Consider the following 18992-nt stretch of genomic DNA (forward strand, 5'->3'; position numbering starts at 1 on the left):
AACAAAAATTAAGCTTAATGACATGCCATTGGTTTATACTGATGGCATTGTTTTTTGTGTCAGTTATGGTGCAAAGATGGCTTTAGAAAAACAAGAGAAACAAATAAATGTAAATAAAAGCTGCTCAAGCTGTGAGTGTTCAAGCGTAGCAGCGCAGGACTATTCGTTTCAGAGTGAACCTGTATCGACTGAAATCCAATGGGTGAGTTATTACCATATTCCTCATATGGATTGCGCGGCAGAAGAACAAATGGTGCGAATGGCTTTAGCCCCTTATGCTGCAAATATTCAAGAACTTGAGTTTGATTTGCCCGCTCGACATTTAGCGGTATATCACAGTACTCAAGCTGAAAAGATTACCCAAAGCTTGCAACGTTTAGGCTTAGGGGCAGAGCTACAACAAACACAACCTCATTACGAACCCATTGAAAAACCCAAAAAGATTCGAAGAAGTTCTTCAACCCATGCTGCACAAAAACAGGTTTTACAATGGTTGTTACTCATTAATGCTGTAATGTTTTTCATCGAATTTATGGCAGGTATCATTGCATCATCAACAGGCTTAATTGCTGACTCGCTTGATATGTTTGCCGATGCTGCAATTTATGGCATTGCTTTATTTGTAGTAGGTAAAAACCTCAATGCTCAATTAAAGGCTGCACATATTTCGGGTTGGTTTCAGTTTGGCTTAGCCATGATTGTGTTGGTTGATGTACTACGCCGTTTTATATATGGCAGTGAACCAGTTTCGATTCTTATGATTTTAATTGGTGGTTTGGCGCTTGCGGCCAATATTAGTTGTCTTTATTTAATGAGAGATCATAAGGAGAGTGGGGCACATATGAAGGCCAGTTATATCTTTTCTGCAAATGATGTCATCGTAAACTTAGGTGTCATTATTGCGGGAATATTGGTTGCAATCACAGGCTCTCGTTATCCTGATTTAATTATTGGATTAATTATTGTTTTGTTTGTTTTAAATGGTGCACGGAAAATCTTACAACTCAAAAATGAATAAGATTTATAGATTAAAGGTGAACTTGAGTTTGGGTTTGCCTTCATTTTTTATTTTAAAGTAAACTGAGTCTTCATATATAGGAGGAACGACCTCCCCCATAATGGGTAATCATGTCGGGACGACCTGACACTATAAAAATTAGTGAATATTATGGCTTGGGCTATTTTAATTTTAGCAGGTGTATTTGAAATCATTTGGGCATATTCTATGAAAATGTCTGAAGGTTTTACACGCTTAACACCTAGTATTATTACCGTAGTTTTTATGATTTTGAGTGTGGTTCTGCTTTCAATGTCAATGAAAACGTTACCCCTTGGTACTGCTTATACGGTTTGGACAGGCATTGGCGCAATTGGATCATTTTTAGTTGGTATATTCTTTCTCAATGAACCTATTGGTGCGATGAGAATGATTGCCGCTGTACTGATTGTATCGGGACTGGTTCTAATAAAAATTTCGTCTCCATCTTAAAAGGATAAAGTATGTTGCTGTCTTATAAGTATATCAATTCGCCTGTTGGGCAATTAAAACTAGTTGCGAATGAAAATGCTTTGGTGGCAGTACTTTGGGACAATGAAAATCCAAAACGTGTTCGACTGGCAGAGCTGGTCGAACAAGCTGAGCATCCGGTTTTATTAAAAACTGAGCAACAGTTAAAAGAATACTTTGAAGGCAAACGCCGTGAATTTACATTGCCATTAGATTTTGAAGGTACAGCATTCCAAAAACAGGTGTGGACCGCATTACTCAGCATTCCTTATGGCGAAACAAGAAGTTATAAAGAAATTGCTGTTCAAATTGGAAATGAAAAAGCAGTGCGAGCAGTAGGGGCTGCCAATGGTAAAAACCCAATTTCGATTATTGCACCTTGTCACCGAGTCATTGGCGCGGGTGGCGCTTTAGTGGGTTTTGCTGGTGGTCTTGATAAGAAAGATATTTTATTAAAATTAGAGCAAAAATAAGCTATTTTTAGCGCTCGATTTTTTCAGGCTTTTCTAATAAGCTGTCAATACTGATATTTCATATAAAGCGGGTTTTATGACCTCGCTATTTTCTGAAATATTGATCTTTTCATAACAAACTCTGGATGTTCTAAAAATGGCTGTCGGCGACGTAACAATGCCACAAATGCATGTGGTAAAAGGTGTAAAAATTGGCTCAACAGAAGCATATGTACGTTACCAAAACCGACGAGATTTAGTCATTTTTGAGTTTGCAGAAGGTTCAAATGTTGCGGGTGTATTTACTCAAAACGCCTTCTGTGCAGCACCTGTTCATGTCTCTAAAGCTCATCTTGCTCAAGGCAATCCTCGTTATTTAGTAATTAATACAGGTAATGCCAATGCGGGTACTGGACCTACAGGCTTAAAAAATGCTCAAGCTATTTGCGCGAAGTTAGCTGAGCTTGCTGGTGTGAACAGTTTTGAAGTACTTCCGTTTTCTACAGGGGTGATTGGTGAGCAGCTTCCAATGGAACGTTTACTTGCTGGTCTTCAACCTGCATTAAATAGCGTACAAGAGGCTGCTTGGAATGATGCTGCAACTGGCATTATGACTACAGATACAGTGCCTAAAGGTGCATCTGAACAATTTGAACTTGATGGCATCACTTATACCATGACAGGTATTAGTAAAGGTGCAGGTATGATTCGTCCAAACATGGCAACCATGCTGAGCTTTGTGGCTACAGATGCACCTATTAGCCGCGATTTAGTACAAAAGCTGTTAAAGACCACGGTCGATCATTCATTTAACCGTATTACCATTGATGGCGATACTTCAACAAATGACTCTTGTATTTTTGTAGCAACTGGTCAGGCTGGTGGCACTGAAATTACATCAGACAGCGATGCACGCTATGCGAAAGTGTTAGAAGTGCTTGCTCGTGTCATGAACCGTTTGGCGCAGTTAATTATACGTGATGGCGAAGGCGCGACTAAGTTTATTACTGTTGCTGTAGAGGGTGGCGGCAACATTCAGGAGTGTTGTGACATTGCGTATAGCATTGCACATTCACCACTCGTTAAAACCGCACTTTTTGCATCTGACCCGAACTGGGGACGTATTTTAGCGGCAATTGGCTATGCTGGAGTGAAAGACTTAGATGTGTCTAAAATTCAGGTATGGTTAGATGACGTGCAAATCTGTAAAGATGGTGGCGCAGCCGAGGACTATACCGAAGAAGCGGGTGCGCGTGTTATGGCACAAACCGAAATTACCATTCGCGTTGATTTAGGTCGCGGACAAGCCAAAGACACGGTCTACACCTGTGACTTATCTTATGACTATGTCAAGATTAATGCAGATTACCGTTCGTAAATATTCAGTTATAATCAAGCCTCGACAAAGAGGCTTTTTTATTAGCCCCAACTTTTGATATTAAATGATTCAATCTACTAAATCATTTAAGCAGTAACGTTATATGCGAGCAGGTATGCCAGCATGAAGGATAGAGAAGACGTTTTATGAGTGATGCGACTTTAATTGCCAACGATGCAAAAAACATTGTACAAGCGCATTTAGACCGTTTAGGTGAGCCAAAAGATAATCGCCTAAGTGAAGAAGCAAAACAACAAAAGTTTGCACAGATCGAAGCAGAGCTCAAAAAACGTGATGCTGTCCTTGTTGCTCACTATTATTGCGATCCGGATGTACAAGAGCTTGCTGAAAAAACAGGTGGATGCGTTTCTGATTCTTTAGAAATGGCTCGTTTTGGACGAGATCATGCAGCCTCTACACTAGTGGTTGCTGGTGTAAAGTTTATGGGAGAAACAGCTAAAATTCTGTCTCCTGAAAAAACAATTTTAATGCCAACACTTGAAGCAACCTGCTCACTCGACTTGGGCTGTCCAGTTGATGAATTCACTGCATTTTGTGATCAACACCCTGACCATACCGTAGTGGTTTATGCCAACACATCGGCTGCTGTTAAAGCACGTGCAGATTGGGTAGTGACTTCAAGCTGTGCAGTTGAAATTGTTGAGCACCTAGATAGCTTGGGCGAAAAAATTATTTGGGCACCAGATCAGCACTTAGGCCGCTATATTCAAAAGAAAACTGGTGCTGACATGTTGCTTTGGGATGGCGCATGTATTGTCCATGAAGAATTCCGTGCACGTGGCATTGCCAACATGAAAGCCTTATATCCAGACGCTGCGGTATTGGTACATCCAGAGTCACCAGAGTCAGTTGTAGAAATTGCCGATGCGGTAGGTAGCACTTCTCAACTGATTAAAGCTGCGCAGACTTTGCCAAATGAAAGACTTATTGTGGCAACTGACCGCGGTATTTTCTACAAGATGCAGCAAGCGGTACCAAATAAGATTTTAGTTGAAGCGCCAACAGCAGGTGAGGGTGCAACTTGTCGTTCATGTGCTCACTGTCCGTGGATGGCAATGAATGAACTCGACGGAATTTTAGAAGTTTTACAAAAAGGTGATCAGGAAATACACGTTGATCCAGCACTTGCTGAACGTGCCAAAATGCCTTTAGATCGAATGTTAGCCTTTAGTGCATCGTTAAAACGTTAAAAGTACGCAAAATGCTTGTTAAATATACATTTGATAAGGATTTTTAACTTTTTTTGAGAATAGGTGTTGACGTCTGAGGGCGTCGCGCCTAGAATGCACACCGTACCGCACGATGTGCGATACAGCAAAAGCTGAGATAGATCGGAGCATAGCACAGCCTGGTAGTGCACCTGGTTTGGGACCAGGGGGTCGTAGGTTCGAATCCTACTGCTCCGACCACTTAAAATAATATTTTAAGATCGGCGAAGTATCGCATGATAAGCATCATCGGTTAAGCGCCTGTAGCTCAGTTGGATAGAGCATCCGCCTTCTAAGCGGATGGTCACAGGTTCGAATCCTGTCAGGCGCGCCATTCGGTAGCTTGGTACATAGAACTTATTTGATGGTGGATGTAGCTCAGTTGGTAGAGCCCTGGATTGTGATTCCAGTTGTCGCGGGTTCGAATCCCGTCATTCACCCCAATTTCGGAGCATAGCACAGCCTGGTAGTGCACCTGGTTTGGGACCAGGGGGTCGTAGGTTCGAATCCTACTGCTCCGACCATATTTAAAAGCGTTCAAGCTTTCTAAAATATCCCAAATATTAAAATAATTTCTTCTCATCTTACAGATAGAAGGAATTTTTTTGTTTTCTATATCGAAATTTTAATTTATACATACTCCCATATTTGAATTTCTTTATATAAGCTCTGTTCTCTGTTCTCTGTTCTCTGTTCTCTGTTCTCTGTTCTCTGTTCTCTGTTCTCTGTTCTCTGTTCTCTGTTCTCTGTTCTCTGTTCTCTGTTCTCTGTTCTCTGTTCTCTGTTCTCTGTTCTCTGTTCTCTGTTCTCTGTTCTCTGCTATTGATATTTCTGTTTTAACTCATCTTTTTCTTGTTCTGATAAAAATGCGATTTTAAGACCATTTTCTTGAGCTGTATAAATTTGCTCAGGGCTTAAACCCGCGAGGGGAGCAGCAGTTAAATATTCATGTTGTATCTCAATCCCTTCTACAGCAGGGTCATCAGTATTAATAGTGGCAAGCACTCCATGTTCTAAAAAAGTCTTTAATGGATGTTCTGCTAAAGAAGGCACTGTATTGGTTTGAATGTTTGAGGTAAGACAAGACTCAATACCAATTTTATGTTTTGCCAAATAATCTAAAAGTTTTAAATCTTGAACTGCTTTAACACCATGCCCAATTCGCTCAGCACCTAATTCTTCAATGGCTTGCCAAATACTTTCTGGGCCGGCAGCTTCGCCTGCATGTACCGTAATGTGCCAACCTGCATCACGTGCTTTCTTAAAGTGATCAATAAATAAATTGCCCGGAAAACCAAGCTCATCTCCAGCGAGATCCAACGCTTTAATATCATTTTTATGGGCAAGTAGTGCATTTAATTCTTTTTTGCAGGCTTCTTGGCCAAAAGTACGGCTCATAATGCCAATTAAATTCGCTTTTACCCCATAAGCTTGGCTGCCTTCTTTTACACCCGCAATAACCGCTTCAACAACACCTTCAAGTGGAAGTTGATGTGTCATTCCCATATAACCCGGTGAAAAACGCAGTTCTACATAGTCTAGGCCTTGTTGTGCTGCATCTTGCATGTTTTCAAAAGCAATGCGTTTGCAGGCATCTAAACTGGCTAATACTTTTACGCCCCAATCGAGCTTAGATAAAAAACTTAATAAATCTGGTTGGTTATCCATAACTTGTACGTGCGGGCGTAAAGATTCAATGTCATAGGCAGGTAAATATAAATGGTATTGTTGCCCCAAATCCAAAATGGTTTGAATGCGGATGTTGCCATCAAGATGACGGTGTATATCGGTAAGCGGAAGGGTTTTTGTAATCATAGATTTCTTCTTATCTGTTCATATTGATTCATCATGCCTGTTTAGGGCAGCTGATAAAAGTTTGGTTTTGCTATGTTTTTGTGAAAAGCGTTGAGCTGAGTTTTTTGAACTTACTATATTTGTATAAGTTTTAATTTTGATGACATTGTTCTGGCCTAAGAAGACAACGCAGTCTGTGTAAGATACAAGTACCAAGATTTTTATTGTTTTTAATTTCGCTGAGCCTGTTTTTGTTGACTCTTTAAGAATGGATTGGCTGAAGAATGGTCATTGGTATTTTGCCTTTTAGTTGTAAAGATGAATAAAGGCTTGCTAAAGACTAAACTGATAAAGCGATTAATTTATCTGTAGAAATCTATTTCTGGCAAGTAAATGAAAAAGAAGAAATAGGAAGCACACAAATGAAATCGGTACTTTGTCATCAAGCAAAACTACAAGTGGTGGACCAACCGAAATTAACGCCTGCAAAAGGACAAGTGTTATTAGAAGTGGTTCGATGCGGGATTTGTGGTTCTGATTTACATATGCAGCATCACTGCGACCACATGCATGATTTAGCTGCACGTGTCGGGTTTCATGGTTTAGCGAAGTCCACAGACCCATTTGTACTGGGGCATGAATTTTGTGGCAAGGTTTTAGACTACGGACCAAAAACACGCCACAAACTTAAAGCCGATACACTGGTTTGTGCAATGCCGCTTTTAAATGTAGATCAGCATGGTTATTTGTCTACAGGGCTTTCACCAAATGCATCTGGTGGGTATGCCGAGCAAGTATTGGCTCAGTCGAGCTTGATGTTTGAAGTACCCAATGGTCTAGATGTAGATAGTGCAGCTATGACTGAACCGATGGCAGTTGCATTGCATGCCGTTCGCCGTAGCCGTGTGAAAACCAGTGAACCTGCGATTGTGATTGGTTGTGGTCCTGTCGGGCTAGGTGTCATATTAATGCTTAAAGCCGCTGGGGTTAAAACTGTAGTTGCCAGCGACTTTTCACCAAACCGCCGTAAGCTTGCCGAGCAATGCGGTGCCGATATTGTGGTAGACCCTAAAGAGACATCACCATTTGCCAACTGGAAAGAGTTTGGTTTGCTTGGCAATGTTTCTGATGCCATTAACATGGGTATGGGGCTGTTTGATAAGTTACAAGCAACTCGTTTACCATGGTGGCATGGATGGCGCATGATTGATAAGTTAGGTGCTTTGCCAAAGCGTCCTGTTATTTTTGAGTGCGTGGGTGTACCGGGTGTTTTACAACAGATTATTGAAGGGGCGCCTTTATTCTCCCGAATTGTCGGGGTGGGAGTGTGCATGCAAAGTGACAAAATAGAACCTGCACTTGCGATTAATAAAGAGTTAGAAATTCAGTTTGTGTTGGGCTATACACCGCTTGAGTTTCGAGATGCGCTACACATGATTGCAGAAGGTAAAGTGAACTGCTCACCGCTCATAACAGGTGTTGTTGGCCTAGAAGGAGTTACCAATGCATTTGAAGCATTACGTGATCCTGAACAGCATGCCAAAATCTTGATTGATCCGAAGCGTAGTGGTTCTGATATTCAATTGATGAGTCATTAATTCAAAGTCATTAACGCTTAACTAAAAAGGTTGTGATCTGATTAATCACAATCTTTTTTTATGCGTATAAATCGCACAAAGTGGCTCAGCTAATTTGTATTGCTTTTTAGTTGTTCTAGTTCTTGGTAAATCCACTCAACAAATTTTTGAATGGTTGGGGTTATGTCTTGGCTCGAATGGATGAGGTAATACTTTCGGCTGCCTTTTAGTTTTTTATTAGAAACAATCACCAGTTCTTTTTTTTGTAGTTCAGATTCAATCAACATTTGTGGAATTAGAGCCATTCCCATGTCATGGCTGGCAGCAACCGCAAGCATTGAAAATAGCTCATGGCGTTGTCCATCAAAAGGTTTTGGGTGCTGCATGTGATGGGTTAGAAACCATTCTTGCCAAATGCTAGATCGAGTGGTTTGTTGTAGCAGGGGAATTTTTAGCAAATCTTCAGAGCTTAGATCATAGGTATTTTCATTGATCATGTCTGCATCTGGAAAATACTTTTCAATCAGTCTTGGTGAGCATACAGGTACAATTTCTTCATCCATTAAATAATGCGCTTGTATACCAGGCCAGTGGTCAATTTGCTGCTGTGTACCTGCAAAAATCGCAGCATCAAAAATATTGTCATTAAATAAAAAAGGCTTGGTACTGGTTTCTAAGTGAACCGTAATTTCAGGGTGTTTTTGATTTAAAAGATGAAGTTTGGGTAATAACCATCGCGTTGCAAAGGTAGGAACCACACCTAACTTTAATGTTCCACCTAAACCCTTATGAGAAATCACATCGGCTGTACATTTCTCTAGACCTAATAGGTAGGGCTTAATACTTTTAAAATATTGTTGTCCTGCAATGGTCAGTTCAACGCCATGCCGAGTACGTATAAAGAGTTCAACGCCCAAGAAATCTTCTAACTGTTGAATTTGGCGAGATACTGCACTTTGGGTAATACATAACTCTTGCGCAGCATAGGTATAACTTAGATGTTTTGCTGCACTTTCAAAGCAAATCAGGCCCTGAATGGACGGGATGCTTCTTCGCATAAATAAATCCTTTTATTTGTCGTCATATTTCAAAACAGCATATGACCTAAATACAGGTAGCCGAGTTTAGTATAAAAATAAGCCATTTTTAATGAAATACAACCAATTAAATATCTAAAGTTAAACCTTCTTATTTTAAATATGCGTAAGTCGCATAACTGCATGAACATTTATCGTTTGATTACTGCATTTTTCACGCATAACATCGAGTTAAATAAAGAAGATCAAATCAAGCAGAGGATGCGATGAATCACATGGTGACAACAAAAAAAGCAAAGGTTCAATTTAACTGGCAAGACCCATTTTTAATTGAGCAACAGCTTAGCCCAGATGAGCGCATGATTCGTGATGCGGCTCATGCCTATTGCCAAGAACGCCTGCAACCCCGTGTACTTGAACAATTCCGTCATGAAAAAACAGATCCATCTATTTTTCGTGAAATGGGAGAGCTTGGCTTACTGGGCCCAACCATCCCTGAGCAATATGGCGGCGCGGGTTTGAACTATGTGAGTTACGGTTTGGTTGCACGTGAAATTGAATATGTGGACTCGGGCTACCGCTCTATGGCGAGTGTGCAAAGTTCATTGGTGATGGTTCCGATTCATGAATTTGGTACCGAAGAGCAAAAGCAAAAGTACTTACCTAAATTAGCTACGGGTGAATACATAGGTTGTTTTGGTTTGACTGAACCTGACCATGGTTCAGACCCGGGCAGTATGATTACCCGTGCTAAAAAAGTTGACGGTGGTTACCGTTTAAGTGGCGCAAAAATGTGGATTACCAACAGTCCAATTGCCGATGTATTTGTAGTTTGGGCAAAAGAAGTTTCTGCTGAAGGTAATGTAGGTGACATTCGAGGCTTTATTTTAGAAAAGGGTTGGGAAGGCCTATCTGCACCAGCAATTCATGGCAAGGTCGGTTTACGCGCATCGATTACAGGTGAAATTGTGATGGATAACGTATTTGTACCTGAAGAGAATGCATTCCCTGAAATTCGTGGTTTGAAAGGTCCATTTACCTGTCTAAATAGTGCCCGTTATGGCATTGCGTGGGGTGCAATGGGGGCTGCTGAGTTCTGCTGGCATACTGCCCATCAATACACTATGGACCGTAAACAATTTGGTCGTCCGTTAGCTGCAAATCAATTGATTCAAAAGAAACTGGCAGATATGCAAACTGAAATTGCATTAGGCTTGCAGGCAGCATTACGTTTTGGCCGAATGAAAGATGAAGGCATTGCGTCAGTTGAAGGCACATCTTTGATTAAGCGTAACAACTGTGGAAAGGCGCTTGATATTGCTCGTATGGCACGTGACATGATGGGTGGAAATGGCATTAGTGACGAGTTTGGCGTGGCACGTCATTTGGTCAATCTTGAAGTTGTGAACACCTATGAAGGCACACATGACGTTCATGCCTTGATTTTAGGCCGTGCACAAACAGGTATCGCGGCATTTAGTAACTAACTCATTCATTTTTAAAAGATTGAGGTGTTCTTTCGAGAGCACCTTTAGGGATTTTTACGCAAAAATTTATGGATAATGACAAGATTCATCGTAAGAATACTCATGTAAAGATGTGCCTCTGTGTACTTAAAACCAAATGTAAGATGATGAAAAGTATAGAAGATTAAGTCATGCAGAAAACATAAGTAGGCTACCGATGACTCATTTGGGAAAATGAGGAACTAAAGATGAACAATGACGTTCAAGTAATATCGAAAGAGTTAAAAATTACATTTCCAAGTAACCTTGGAACATATGAAAGAATTGGACCAAATACATGGAAATGGGCGTTGTTATTTGCCTATTTTGCGATGGTGGTCGATGGCATTGATATTATGCTGCTGTCTTATAGCTTGACTAGTTTAAAGGCAGAGTTTGGTTTAAGTACCTTTCAAGCAGGTGCCTTAGGTAGTGCTTCTTTGGCGGGTATGGGTATTGGCGGTATTTTGGGTGGTTGGGCATGTGACAAGTTTGGTCGTGTAAGAACCATTGCTAACTCGGTAACCTTCTTTTCTGTAGCGACCTGTTTATTGGGCTTTACGCAAAGCTTCGAGCAATTTATGGCTTTACGTTTCATAGGTGCTTTGGGAATCGGAGCACTCTATATGGCCTGTAATACCTTAATGGCTGAATATGTGCCCACTACTTACCGTACAACAGTCTTGGGCACGTTACAGACGGGGCAAACCGTAGGTTATATTGCAGCGACACTCTTAGCTGGTGCGATTATTCCAGATCATGGCTGGCGCGTTTTGTTCTTCCTGACCGTAGTACCTGCGTTTATTAATATTTTCCTGCAACGATTTGTACCTGAGCCAAAATCTTGGCAGCTCACCAAAATTGAAAGCTTGCAAGGCAATAGACAACCTAAAGAAATGGTGGTGGCTGAAAAGCCGAAAAGTGGCAGTATTTATAAGCAAATTTTTAATAACTTTAAGCACCGCAAAATGTTTTTGTTGTGGATGACCACAGCATTCTTCTTGCAGTTTGGTTATTACGGTATTAACAACTGGATGCCAAGTTATTTGGAAACAGAAGTGCATATGAACTTTAAAAACTTAACCAGTTATATGGTGGGTTCATATACAGCAATGATTCTAGGCAAAATTTTAGCAGGTTATCTTGCCGACAAATTTAACCGCCGTGCTGTTTTTGTGTTTGGAACAATTGCGAGCGCCGTGTTTTTACCAATCATTATTTTCTTCAATACCCCTGACAATATTTTGTATTTATTGATCACTTTTGGCTTCTTATATGGCATTCCATACGGTGTGAACGCGACCTATATGGCTGAAAGTTTTTCAACGGATGTGCGCGGAACAGCGATTGGCGGTGCCTATAACATTGGTCGTGTCGGGGCTGCGATTGCACCAGCCACCATTGGTTTCTTGGCATCGGGCGGTACATTTGCTATGGCCTTTATTGTGATGGGCGCTGCGTATTTTGTTGCGGGTGTATTGCCAGGCTTATTTATTAAAGATCGTCAGTACGATCCGCAAAAACAATCATAAACAATGACAAAAAGGTGCGTTGAGTACCTTCTAAAAAGATAAGGGTATCGTTATGGGTGCATTACAAGGAATTCGGGTTTTAGATTTAAGTCGTGTGCTTGCAGGGCCTTGGTGTGGGCAAATCTTGGCAGACCTTGGCGCGGAAGTGATTAAGATTGAACGCCCTCGAGTCGGTGATGACACTCGTATGTGGGGGCCACCATGGATGCTCGATCAAGATGGAAACATGACCCGTGAATCTGGTTATTTTCAGTGTACCAACCGCAATAAATATTCGGTTGCGGTGGATATTACCACGCCAGAAGGTCAGACCTTAATTTATGAAATTGCCAAGACTGCCGACGTGGTAATTGAAAATTATAAAACAGGGTCTTTGGCTAAATATGGTTTGGACTATGCGTCATTAAGTGAGTTAAACCCAAATATTGTGTATTGTTCCATTACTGGATTTGGGCAAGATGGCCCACGTGCAGAAGAACCCGGCTATGATTTTATTATTCAAGGCATGTCTGGCTTAATGAGCATTACAGGCGAGCCTGATGATGTGGCAGGCGGTGGTGCACAAAAAGTTGGCGTGGCTGTTGTAGATATTCAAACTGGTTTATATTCAACCATTGCCATTCAAGCGGCCTTGATTGCACGTTCGCACACAGGGCGTGGTCAGTATATTGATATGTCACTCCTTGATGTACAGGTCGCGGCACTGGCAAATCAGGGAATGAACTATTTAGCTTCGGGTAAAGCGCCACAACGCATGGGTAATCAACACCCGAGTATTGTGCCGTATCAAACTTTTAAGGCCAAAGATAAAGAATTTATTATTGCGTGTGGTAACGATAAACAGTTTAAAGATTTGTGCGTTGCGATTGGTTATCCAGAGTTACTCGAAAATGAAAAGTTTGTGCGTAATCAAGATCGCGTAAAATATCGAGATGAACTGATTCCTTTATTGTCCGAACACTTTTTGCAAAAAAATGCCAAAGAATGGGTCGACATGATTCATGCTTTAAAAGTACCCGTAGGTGTTATCAATTCTATTGAAGATGCTTTGGCTGAACCACAAATCGTCCATCGTAATTTGGTGGTGAATATTCCTCATCATTTAAATGAAAACTTTCAAACCATAGGCTCACCAATCAAGCTGTCTGATACTCCAGTTGAATATCATCATGCACCGCCAGAGCTAGGTGAACATACCGCTCAAATCTTATCGAGATTTAAAACAGCAGAAGAACTGGCTGCGTTAAAAGAGAAAGGCATTATTGATGGAAAAATTGCTTAAGCTATTGTCGTTTTTAATGTGATTCAATTGAAATAAAAAACTGTGATTTGCAATAACTCACAGTTTTTATTAGAAAATAATAGTTTTAATATTTAAAAATAAGCGGTAGCTCTGGTCTGAAATCATGAATCATTCCTTGAGGTTCATGATCAAAACTAATTTCCATTAAATGCTCCGATCCATCGGTCACTTCAAAACTATCAAGCGTATTGAACAGTAATGAAGTAGGGTGCTGTTCGAGATTTGGAATAGAAACCTTAATTGAGGTAATTTCTGATAAATCTTTGCTATGCACAAGTGGCTGTTGTTTTTCTTTTACGGCAAGGTCTGGTCGTGAAGCAAATGAAAGGAAGAACCACATCGGTTCAGATACCACAGAATCTTTGGCAACATTTACTTCTAAGCTGGCTGGTAAATAGCTTGGCTTGTAAACCCAATTAGGAAATTTTGCGCCATTATCATCTTTATTTTTAGGGCGAAAACAAATACCAAAAGGGGACGCGATATTATTTTGAGTACTTAGTCGCTCAAAAAGCAGAGTAGGTTTGGTGAGATCGCTTGAGGCTTCTTCTGGGTTATTTAAAAAGATTAATTCGATAAAGCTATTTTTAAAGAAAAAGCGTCTGTTTTCTGTACCTTGACCCGGGTGCTTATTGGATGAACCTTCTGTTAGACCGAATTTTTTTAAAGTTTCAGCTTCTGGAGCGCCTGATTGTACACAAATAAAAATATGGTCTACTTCCATTTTAAGTTCTCATGCTAATGTTGATGAATATTAAATAATTGATTAATAGAATTTTTCATGTTTATCGCAAGTGTTTCATCGAAACCATCGACTAAAAAGCGGCTAATTAAGCCTTCAATCACCGTATAGATCAGCTCAGATAAAGCTTCACCATTCGGTATATTGCAGTTTTGCGCAATCAATACTTTAATCCATTGTTTATGGGCTTTAGAAATAGAAATAATGTCTTGATCATCTTGGTTAGATTCAGCGACCGCTCTTACAAATAAACAGCCTTTAAAAAAATCTTGCCTAAACCAATTGGTGTGCCAATCCAGAATTTTATTGATGGCCTCTAACCCTGTTGCATCTCCCACATAGCCTAAAAGGCTTTGCTTAAACCGTTCATCACGTGCCACTAGCACAGACTTAACCAGTTGATTTTTATTTTTATAGTACGTGTACATAGTGGTTTTAGAGCAGCCAGATTCATCGCGAATCAGGTCAACACCCACCCCGACAAAACTATTTTCATTAAATAACTTCTCGGCTGTATCTAATATTTTTAAGGCAGATTTAGACATAAAACTTTTCCAAAAATAAAATAGTACAGATCTGTACTATTTTTAATTTTATCTATATGCTTTTTAAAAAGCAACTTTTGTTTGAGGAAAAAAAATCATGTTCTCTATCTTTTATGGCAAAGAAAAACTGGCCCCATCGCCCACTAAAGTTGATATTTTAAGAAGCCTTATTGGAGGTACACTCAGTATTTTTATACTTTTGTGGTTGAGTAAGCTCACACACAATATCTTTATCATGGCGCCGTTTGGTGCAACCTGTGTGTTGCTCTATACCGTGTCACAGTCACCTTTGGCTCAGCCGAGAAATATTATATTTGGGCATCTTATTTCGGCTTTTGTGGGTTTGTTTTTTCTAAAATTTGTCGGTGTTTCTATTTTTACAATTGCTTTTTCAGTGGGCTGTGCCATTGCACTCATGCAAGTATTTAAGTGCGTTCATCCACCTGCTGGGGCCAATCCTTTGGTTATTTTGTTGACTGCGAGCAGCATACATTACGAGTGGAGTTTCTTAATTTTCCCTGTTTTAGTTGGTGCAGTGTCTTTGGTTTTGGTAGCGATGCTAATCAATAATATTAAAGCGAGTACGAAGTGGCTGATGTATGGCTTGGGAATTTTAAATAGTAAAAAGTAGGGAAAGCATGAGCGTTTTGAGCTTAAAAATAATAAAAGTATTCACTATGCCCAGATAGTGAATACTTTTGAGTGAAATTATGACTTCTTGGAAATACGTTCTTCGATGGCAAATTTGAGTAAAGAAGCACTGCGGTAAAAACCATGTGCGAACTTTCCAAATGGCATGGTTATAAAGAATGTCATGACCGTAGCTAAATGGAAAATCAGTAAAAGTGCCATGTATGGAGAATTACGAAATGCCATAAGAGCTAAGCCTGAAGCACTGACTAAAATTAAAAGGAAAATAAAGCCTCGATCTACAGGTTTTTGCTCACGGTCACCATGTAATGGGTGGCGTTTAAGGTTTAAATAAAGCAAGCCAGATGGTCCAATCACTAAGCCAAGCCCACCCAACGTACCCAAAATAACAGGTAAGCTAAAGATAGGGTAAGGCGCATGCAGGTTAAGGAAATAGTGATATAAAGTCGCTACACCTGTGGCTGCAAAGCAGAGCATAAAGCCATAAAAGGTGAGGTGATGGAACACGCGGCGGATTTGTGTGTAACGGTCATCTTGTTCATTACAGCCTTTACCATGCCCACCATCTAAATATTTAAGTGTTAAAACATTTTGAGAGGCTTGAATAAGGTCGGGTTTCTCAACTTTGCCATGAATGACTTTAGAGGTTTGTCGCCAGAATTTGCTAATCCCAATACCGAGCAAAACAATGGCAACTGTAAAGGTCGCTCCAAAAAGTAGAGCTAAAAAGTTATGCGGGAAAATCGCATAGAAATTACCTTGATAGCCTGCAAACAGGTCGGTGCCTTTGTACCACACCACAGCCAACATGCATAAAAAGAAAATAGCTGATAATGCTGAGACAAAAGGAATCCCGACAGACTTATAAAGTCGGCCTAAAGGCTGAGGGGTCGCAAACTCTTGGTAAGTTTCTAAACGTACTTGTGCCATCGCTTTTGGAATGTTTACACCAAACTCATGCGGCGGGGCATATTGGCAAGCGTGTAAACATGCACCACAGTTATGGCACAGGTTTGCGAGGTAATGAATATCAGCTTGATTAAACTCAAGGCGCTTGGTCATCGCCGCAAATACAGCACAAAATGACTCACAGTAGCGACAAGCATTACAAATTTGTAGTGCTCTTTGAACTTCCTGCTCATGGTCAGAGAGCTGAACAACTGGAATTAGGGCTTTAGTACTAGCATTCATGTTCAACTCCTTGTGAAAGTGCATAGTGGGCTGCATTTTTTCCGGCAATGCGTCCAAAGGTCGTGCCAATCGACATACCAACGCCTGCGGTATAACCCTGACCGAGTACGTTACCTGCCATCATTTCACCTGCGACAAACAGGTTGCGGCTGGCTTTATTGTTAAAACGCACAGCAGCATCGTCTTCGACTTTTAAGCCTAAATAGGTAAAGGTAATGCCGGGTTTAAGCGCATAGGCATAGAACGGCGGGCGATCGAGAGGAACGGCCCAGTGGGTTTTGTTGGGAACAATATTTTCGGTGGTGCAGTCATCTAAAACAGTATGGTTAAAGGTGCCTTGTACACAGGCTTGATTAAATTCTTCTACCGTGTGGCATAAGGTTTTTGCATCTAGTCCGATTTTTTCGGCTAACTCTTGAATGCTATTTGCTTTCACACCCGCAAACACAGGTGGCATAAAGCGACCAATGGCTTTTGAGTCGATAATCGAATAGGCAATTTGCTGCGGTTGTTTGGCAACAAGGCGGCCCCAAATCGCATAACGTTTTGGCCAGAAGTCTTCGCCTTCATCGTAAAAACGTTCAGCTTTGTTATTGACCACAATGCCCAGTGAAACGCAGTCAATACGGGTACAAATACCGCCGTCATATAACGGTGCGCGTGCATCTACGGCTACGCAATGCGATTGCGATGGATCACCAATAATATCGGCACCTTGATCTATCATAAATTTGAGTAAGTTGCCTTGGTTAAAACGGGTTCCACGAATAATGAAATTATCGGCAGGCCATTCGCCGTTTTCATTTTGTCCCCATGCTTCTCTTAACCATTCAAGATTTGACTCAAAACCACCTGCGGCCAATACACAGCTTTTCGCTTTAAACACACGACCATCTTCCGCAATTGCAGCTTCAAAATGTCCTTGGTTTAACTTTAGGTCTTTAATTTTTGTGTTGTATAAAATCTCAATACCAAGCTCTTGGGCACTGCGGTAATACGCATTAATAAGCGCCTTACCGCCACCCATAAAAAAGGCATTGGTACGTGCAACATGCAAAGCACCTGAGAGCGGCGGCTGAAAATTTACACCATGTTTACGCATCCAGTCGCGGCAAGTCGCCGTGCTACGAATAACGAGACGAGCTAAGTGCTCATTGGTTTTTCCGGCAGTCACTTTAAGCAGGTCTTGCCAATATTCTTCTTCTGGGTAGGCATCGACTAATACATCTTGAGGAGCATCATGCATGCAGCGAAGGTTACGAGTGTGTTGTGAGTTACCACCACGCCATTCTTTCGGTGCTGCTTCTATGACAAGCACAGAGGCGCCACTTTCTTTTGCCGTGAGTGCGGCACACAGTGCGGCATTCCCACCACCAATCACAATTACATCATGCATGGATTTCTCCTTTTCTCAGCTAGGGCTAATGTAGCTTTAAAAGGGACGGTGAAGTGAGAGGCTAAGCTTGAATGGGTGTTTAGTAAAAATAAACACTAATCGCTTAAGTGTTTATGAGATGTGCACCGGGCCAGCGTTTTTCATTAATGAGATTGGTGACACAAGCACGAATAACCACTTTGGTGCCTAAAGTAGCCGGTGAGAGCTCTTCTTCAGAGAGACTAATTAAATAGTTAATGCGTTCAATAGCAGGTTCTACAATGCGCAGTAAACATAGGTCTTGCCGTGAGTTTAACGATGCGCCCGCAGGTTGGATGGTTGCCATTTCGAGCTGGCTAATACTTTCCATTAACAAATGCAGCCCATCAATTTCATAGGCCACTTTAAGCTGATGAATTTTCTGTTCGAGCAACAAGCGCAGTCCATGTCGTTGGCTCGGTAAAATTAGCGGAAGTTCTTTAAGCTGTGAATGAGTAATGGTTTGAGTGTCTATGCAGCTTTCAAGATGGTACTGACTCAGCACTTCTTTAGGCGAGATTAAAAACATCTGTTCTTTGACTAAAGGCTGTATGGCCCACTGTGGGTCGACATCGTCACTAAAGATGATCGCGACATCGAGCTGCCTTGCATTAACTAAGGCCTTGAGGTCACCCGATAAGCCTTCAATGAGACGGACTTTAATGTCTGGATAACGGTTTCTCATGAGTTTTAAAAAGTGCGTGCCAATAACCGATGCGACACTGGGCGAAAAACCGACGGTGACATGACCACTTAAACGTGAAGAGTGTGCAGAGTCTACCGCATGGTCTAAGTGTCTAAGTGCCAGTTGAACTTGTTGAAAAAAAGCTAAACCCGCAGGGGTGGGAACTGTACCCAAAGCAGTACGTTGTAAAAGGCGAATAGAAAGCTCGCTTTCTAATTTTGAGATTTGTTGACTTAATGCAGAAGTTCCAATATCGAGATTTTTTGCAGCTTTACCTAAGCTTCCTGACTCGATCACTGCAATAAAATACTTTAATTGTTTGAGTTCCACGGCAAATACTACATTGTCCTTTGTTAATTATTCTACACTGGTTTATCGCTATACATTTTGCTCTATTGTGCTGAGTAAACAGCCCAAAGAGTAAAGGCAACACCCTCTCAAAATGTTGCC

The 18992-nt window shown here is 41.0% G+C and carries 17 protein-coding genes and 4 tRNA genes; 14 read left to right on the forward strand and 7 right to left on the reverse strand.

All coding sequences use genetic code 11. The features are described from left to right. Positions 1-22: 22 nt before the first annotated feature. From ABLB96_RS06010 to ABLB96_RS06050, 9 genes are all read left to right on the forward strand, one after another. On the forward strand, positions 23-1018 hold the full coding sequence (locus ABLB96_RS06010) for a cation transporter (protein ID WP_348898296.1): 996 nt from the start codon (positions 23-25) through the stop codon (positions 1016-1018). Positions 1019-1168: 150 nt separating this feature from the next. After that, complete coding sequence (locus ABLB96_RS06015) at positions 1169-1489, forward strand: multidrug efflux SMR transporter (protein WP_348898295.1); 321 nt, start codon at positions 1169-1171, stop codon at positions 1487-1489. 11 nt (positions 1490-1500) lie between these two features. Continuing rightward, positions 1501-1980: a methylated-DNA--[protein]-cysteine S-methyltransferase gene (locus tag ABLB96_RS06020; RefSeq protein ID WP_002050401.1), complete on the forward strand. Its 480-nt coding sequence runs from the start codon at positions 1501-1503 to the stop codon at positions 1978-1980. Positions 1981-2116: 136 nt separating this feature from the next. Further along, on the forward strand, positions 2117-3337 hold the full coding sequence (argJ, locus tag ABLB96_RS06025) for a bifunctional glutamate N-acetyltransferase/amino-acid acetyltransferase ArgJ (RefSeq protein WP_348898294.1): 1221 nt from the start codon (positions 2117-2119) through the stop codon (positions 3335-3337). Between the two features lie 146 nt (positions 3338-3483). Continuing rightward, complete coding sequence (nadA, locus tag ABLB96_RS06030) at positions 3484-4548, forward strand: quinolinate synthase NadA (protein ID WP_024433993.1); 1065 nt, start codon at positions 3484-3486, stop codon at positions 4546-4548. Between the two features lie 142 nt (positions 4549-4690). Further along, positions 4691-4767, forward strand: a tRNA-Pro gene (locus ABLB96_RS06035). Between the two features lie 56 nt (positions 4768-4823). Continuing rightward, positions 4824-4900 (forward strand) — tRNA-Arg (locus ABLB96_RS06040). Positions 4901-4933: 33 nt separating this feature from the next. Then, positions 4934-5009, forward strand: a tRNA-His gene (locus tag ABLB96_RS06045). A gap of 4 nt (positions 5010-5013) precedes the next feature. After that, positions 5014-5090, forward strand: a tRNA-Pro gene (locus ABLB96_RS06050). Between the two features lie 295 nt (positions 5091-5385). Here the strand turns inward: ABLB96_RS06050 and add are convergent. Beyond that, positions 5386-6381 carry an adenosine deaminase gene (gene add / locus ABLB96_RS06055; protein ID WP_348895993.1) on the reverse strand — a complete coding sequence of 332 codons (996 nt, stop codon included), beginning with the start codon at positions 6379-6381 and terminating at the stop codon, positions 5386-5388. 401 nt (positions 6382-6782) lie between these two features. On the opposite strand from add, the gene ABLB96_RS06060 reads away from it, so the two are divergent. Then, complete coding sequence (locus ABLB96_RS06060; protein ID WP_348895992.1) at positions 6783-7958, forward strand: zinc-binding dehydrogenase; 1176 nt, start codon at positions 6783-6785, stop codon at positions 7956-7958. Between the two features lie 89 nt (positions 7959-8047). Here ABLB96_RS06060 and ABLB96_RS06065 read toward each other — a convergent pair whose 3' ends face one another. After that, the gene (locus tag ABLB96_RS06065) at positions 8048-8995 is read right to left on the reverse strand and encodes a LysR substrate-binding domain-containing protein (protein WP_348895991.1); all 948 of its coding nucleotides are present in this window, start codon (positions 8993-8995) and stop codon (positions 8048-8050) included. Between the two features lie 245 nt (positions 8996-9240). Between ABLB96_RS06065 and ABLB96_RS06070 the strand changes: the two genes are divergently transcribed. From ABLB96_RS06070 to ABLB96_RS06080, 3 genes are all read left to right on the forward strand, one after another. Next, positions 9241-10461, forward strand: a complete 1221-nt coding sequence (locus tag ABLB96_RS06070; RefSeq protein WP_199993079.1) for an acyl-CoA dehydrogenase — start codon at positions 9241-9243, stop codon at positions 10459-10461. A 227-nt stretch (positions 10462-10688) separates the two neighbouring features. Next, a complete protein-coding gene (locus ABLB96_RS06075) occupies positions 10689-12011 on the forward strand; it encodes an MFS transporter (RefSeq protein WP_348895990.1) in 1323 nt (440 codons plus the stop codon). Between the two features lie 52 nt (positions 12012-12063). Next, entirely contained in the window at positions 12064-13293 is a 1230-nt protein-coding gene (locus tag ABLB96_RS06080) for a CaiB/BaiF CoA-transferase family protein (protein ID WP_348895989.1), read from the forward strand. Positions 13294-13378: 85 nt separating this feature from the next. Here the strand turns inward: ABLB96_RS06080 and ABLB96_RS06085 are convergent, their stop codons facing one another. Both ABLB96_RS06085 and ABLB96_RS06090 read right to left on the reverse strand, forming a co-directional pair. After that, positions 13379-14038 (reverse strand): VOC family protein, encoded by a 660-nt coding sequence (locus tag ABLB96_RS06085; protein WP_348895988.1) that lies wholly within the window; start codon positions 14036-14038, stop codon positions 13379-13381. A 14-nt stretch (positions 14039-14052) separates the two neighbouring features. Continuing rightward, positions 14053-14601, reverse strand: coding sequence for a TetR/AcrR family transcriptional regulator (locus tag ABLB96_RS06090; protein ID WP_032048087.1), 549 nt, complete (start codon positions 14599-14601; stop codon positions 14053-14055). 97 nt (positions 14602-14698) lie between these two features. Between ABLB96_RS06090 and ABLB96_RS06095 the strand changes: the two genes are divergently transcribed. Continuing rightward, the gene (locus ABLB96_RS06095) at positions 14699-15232 is read left to right on the forward strand and encodes an HPP family protein (protein WP_348895987.1); all 534 of its coding nucleotides are present in this window, start codon (positions 14699-14701) and stop codon (positions 15230-15232) included. Positions 15233-15309: 77 nt separating this feature from the next. On the opposite strand, the gene tcuB is transcribed toward ABLB96_RS06095, so the two are convergent. The 3 genes from tcuB to ABLB96_RS06110 form a co-directional block, all read right to left on the reverse strand. After that, positions 15310-16443 carry a tricarballylate utilization 4Fe-4S protein TcuB gene (gene tcuB, locus ABLB96_RS06100; protein ID WP_348895986.1) on the reverse strand — a complete coding sequence of 378 codons (1134 nt, stop codon included), beginning with the start codon at positions 16441-16443 and terminating at the stop codon, positions 15310-15312. Next, positions 16433-17839: an FAD-dependent tricarballylate dehydrogenase TcuA gene (tcuA, locus tag ABLB96_RS06105; protein ID WP_199945455.1), complete on the reverse strand. Its 1407-nt coding sequence runs from the start codon at positions 17837-17839 to the stop codon at positions 16433-16435. Before tcuA ends, tcuB begins: the two co-directional genes overlap by 11 nt. 103 nt (positions 17840-17942) lie before the next feature. After that, positions 17943-18872: a LysR substrate-binding domain-containing protein gene (locus ABLB96_RS06110; RefSeq protein WP_348895985.1), complete on the reverse strand. Its 930-nt coding sequence runs from the start codon at positions 18870-18872 to the stop codon at positions 17943-17945. Between the last annotated feature and the right edge of the window lie 120 nt (positions 18873-18992).

Origin of the sequence: Acinetobacter sp. XH1741 (assembly GCF_041021895.1) — a bacterium.
Classification (GTDB): domain Bacteria; phylum Pseudomonadota; class Gammaproteobacteria; order Pseudomonadales; family Moraxellaceae; genus Acinetobacter.

What these genes read in the sequence shown, in the direction of transcription:
- ABLB96_RS06010 (WP_348898296.1), top strand. Translation starts at nt 23, where the DNA reads ATGCCATTGGTTTATACTGATGGCATTGTTTTTTGTGTCAGTTATGGT.
- ABLB96_RS06015 (WP_348898295.1), top strand. Translation starts at nt 1,169, where the DNA reads ATGGCTTGGGCTATTTTAATTTTAGCAGGTGTATTTGAAATCATTTGG.
- ABLB96_RS06020 (WP_002050401.1), top strand. Translation starts at nt 1,501, where the DNA reads ATGTTGCTGTCTTATAAGTATATCAATTCGCCTGTTGGGCAATTAAAA.
- argJ (WP_348898294.1), top strand. Translation starts at nt 2,117, where the DNA reads ATGGCTGTCGGCGACGTAACAATGCCACAAATGCATGTGGTAAAAGGT.
- nadA (WP_024433993.1), top strand. Translation starts at nt 3,484, where the DNA reads ATGAGTGATGCGACTTTAATTGCCAACGATGCAAAAAACATTGTACAA.
- add (WP_348895993.1), bottom strand. Translation starts at nt 6,381, where the DNA reads ATGATTACAAAAACCCTTCCGCTTACCGATATACACCGTCATCTTGAT.
- ABLB96_RS06060 (WP_348895992.1), top strand. Translation starts at nt 6,783, where the DNA reads ATGAAATCGGTACTTTGTCATCAAGCAAAACTACAAGTGGTGGACCAA.
- ABLB96_RS06065 (WP_348895991.1), bottom strand. Translation starts at nt 8,995, where the DNA reads ATGCGAAGAAGCATCCCGTCCATTCAGGGCCTGATTTGCTTTGAAAGT.
- ABLB96_RS06070 (WP_199993079.1), top strand. Translation starts at nt 9,241, where the DNA reads ATGAATCACATGGTGACAACAAAAAAAGCAAAGGTTCAATTTAACTGG.
- ABLB96_RS06075 (WP_348895990.1), top strand. Translation starts at nt 10,689, where the DNA reads ATGAACAATGACGTTCAAGTAATATCGAAAGAGTTAAAAATTACATTT.
- ABLB96_RS06080 (WP_348895989.1), top strand. Translation starts at nt 12,064, where the DNA reads ATGGGTGCATTACAAGGAATTCGGGTTTTAGATTTAAGTCGTGTGCTT.
- ABLB96_RS06085 (WP_348895988.1), bottom strand. Translation starts at nt 14,038, where the DNA reads ATGGAAGTAGACCATATTTTTATTTGTGTACAATCAGGCGCTCCAGAA.
- ABLB96_RS06090 (WP_032048087.1), bottom strand. Translation starts at nt 14,601, where the DNA reads ATGTCTAAATCTGCCTTAAAAATATTAGATACAGCCGAGAAGTTATTT.
- ABLB96_RS06095 (WP_348895987.1), top strand. Translation starts at nt 14,699, where the DNA reads ATGTTCTCTATCTTTTATGGCAAAGAAAAACTGGCCCCATCGCCCACT.
- tcuB (WP_348895986.1), bottom strand. Translation starts at nt 16,443, where the DNA reads ATGAATGCTAGTACTAAAGCCCTAATTCCAGTTGTTCAGCTCTCTGAC.
- tcuA (WP_199945455.1), bottom strand. Translation starts at nt 17,839, where the DNA reads ATGCATGATGTAATTGTGATTGGTGGTGGGAATGCCGCACTGTGTGCC.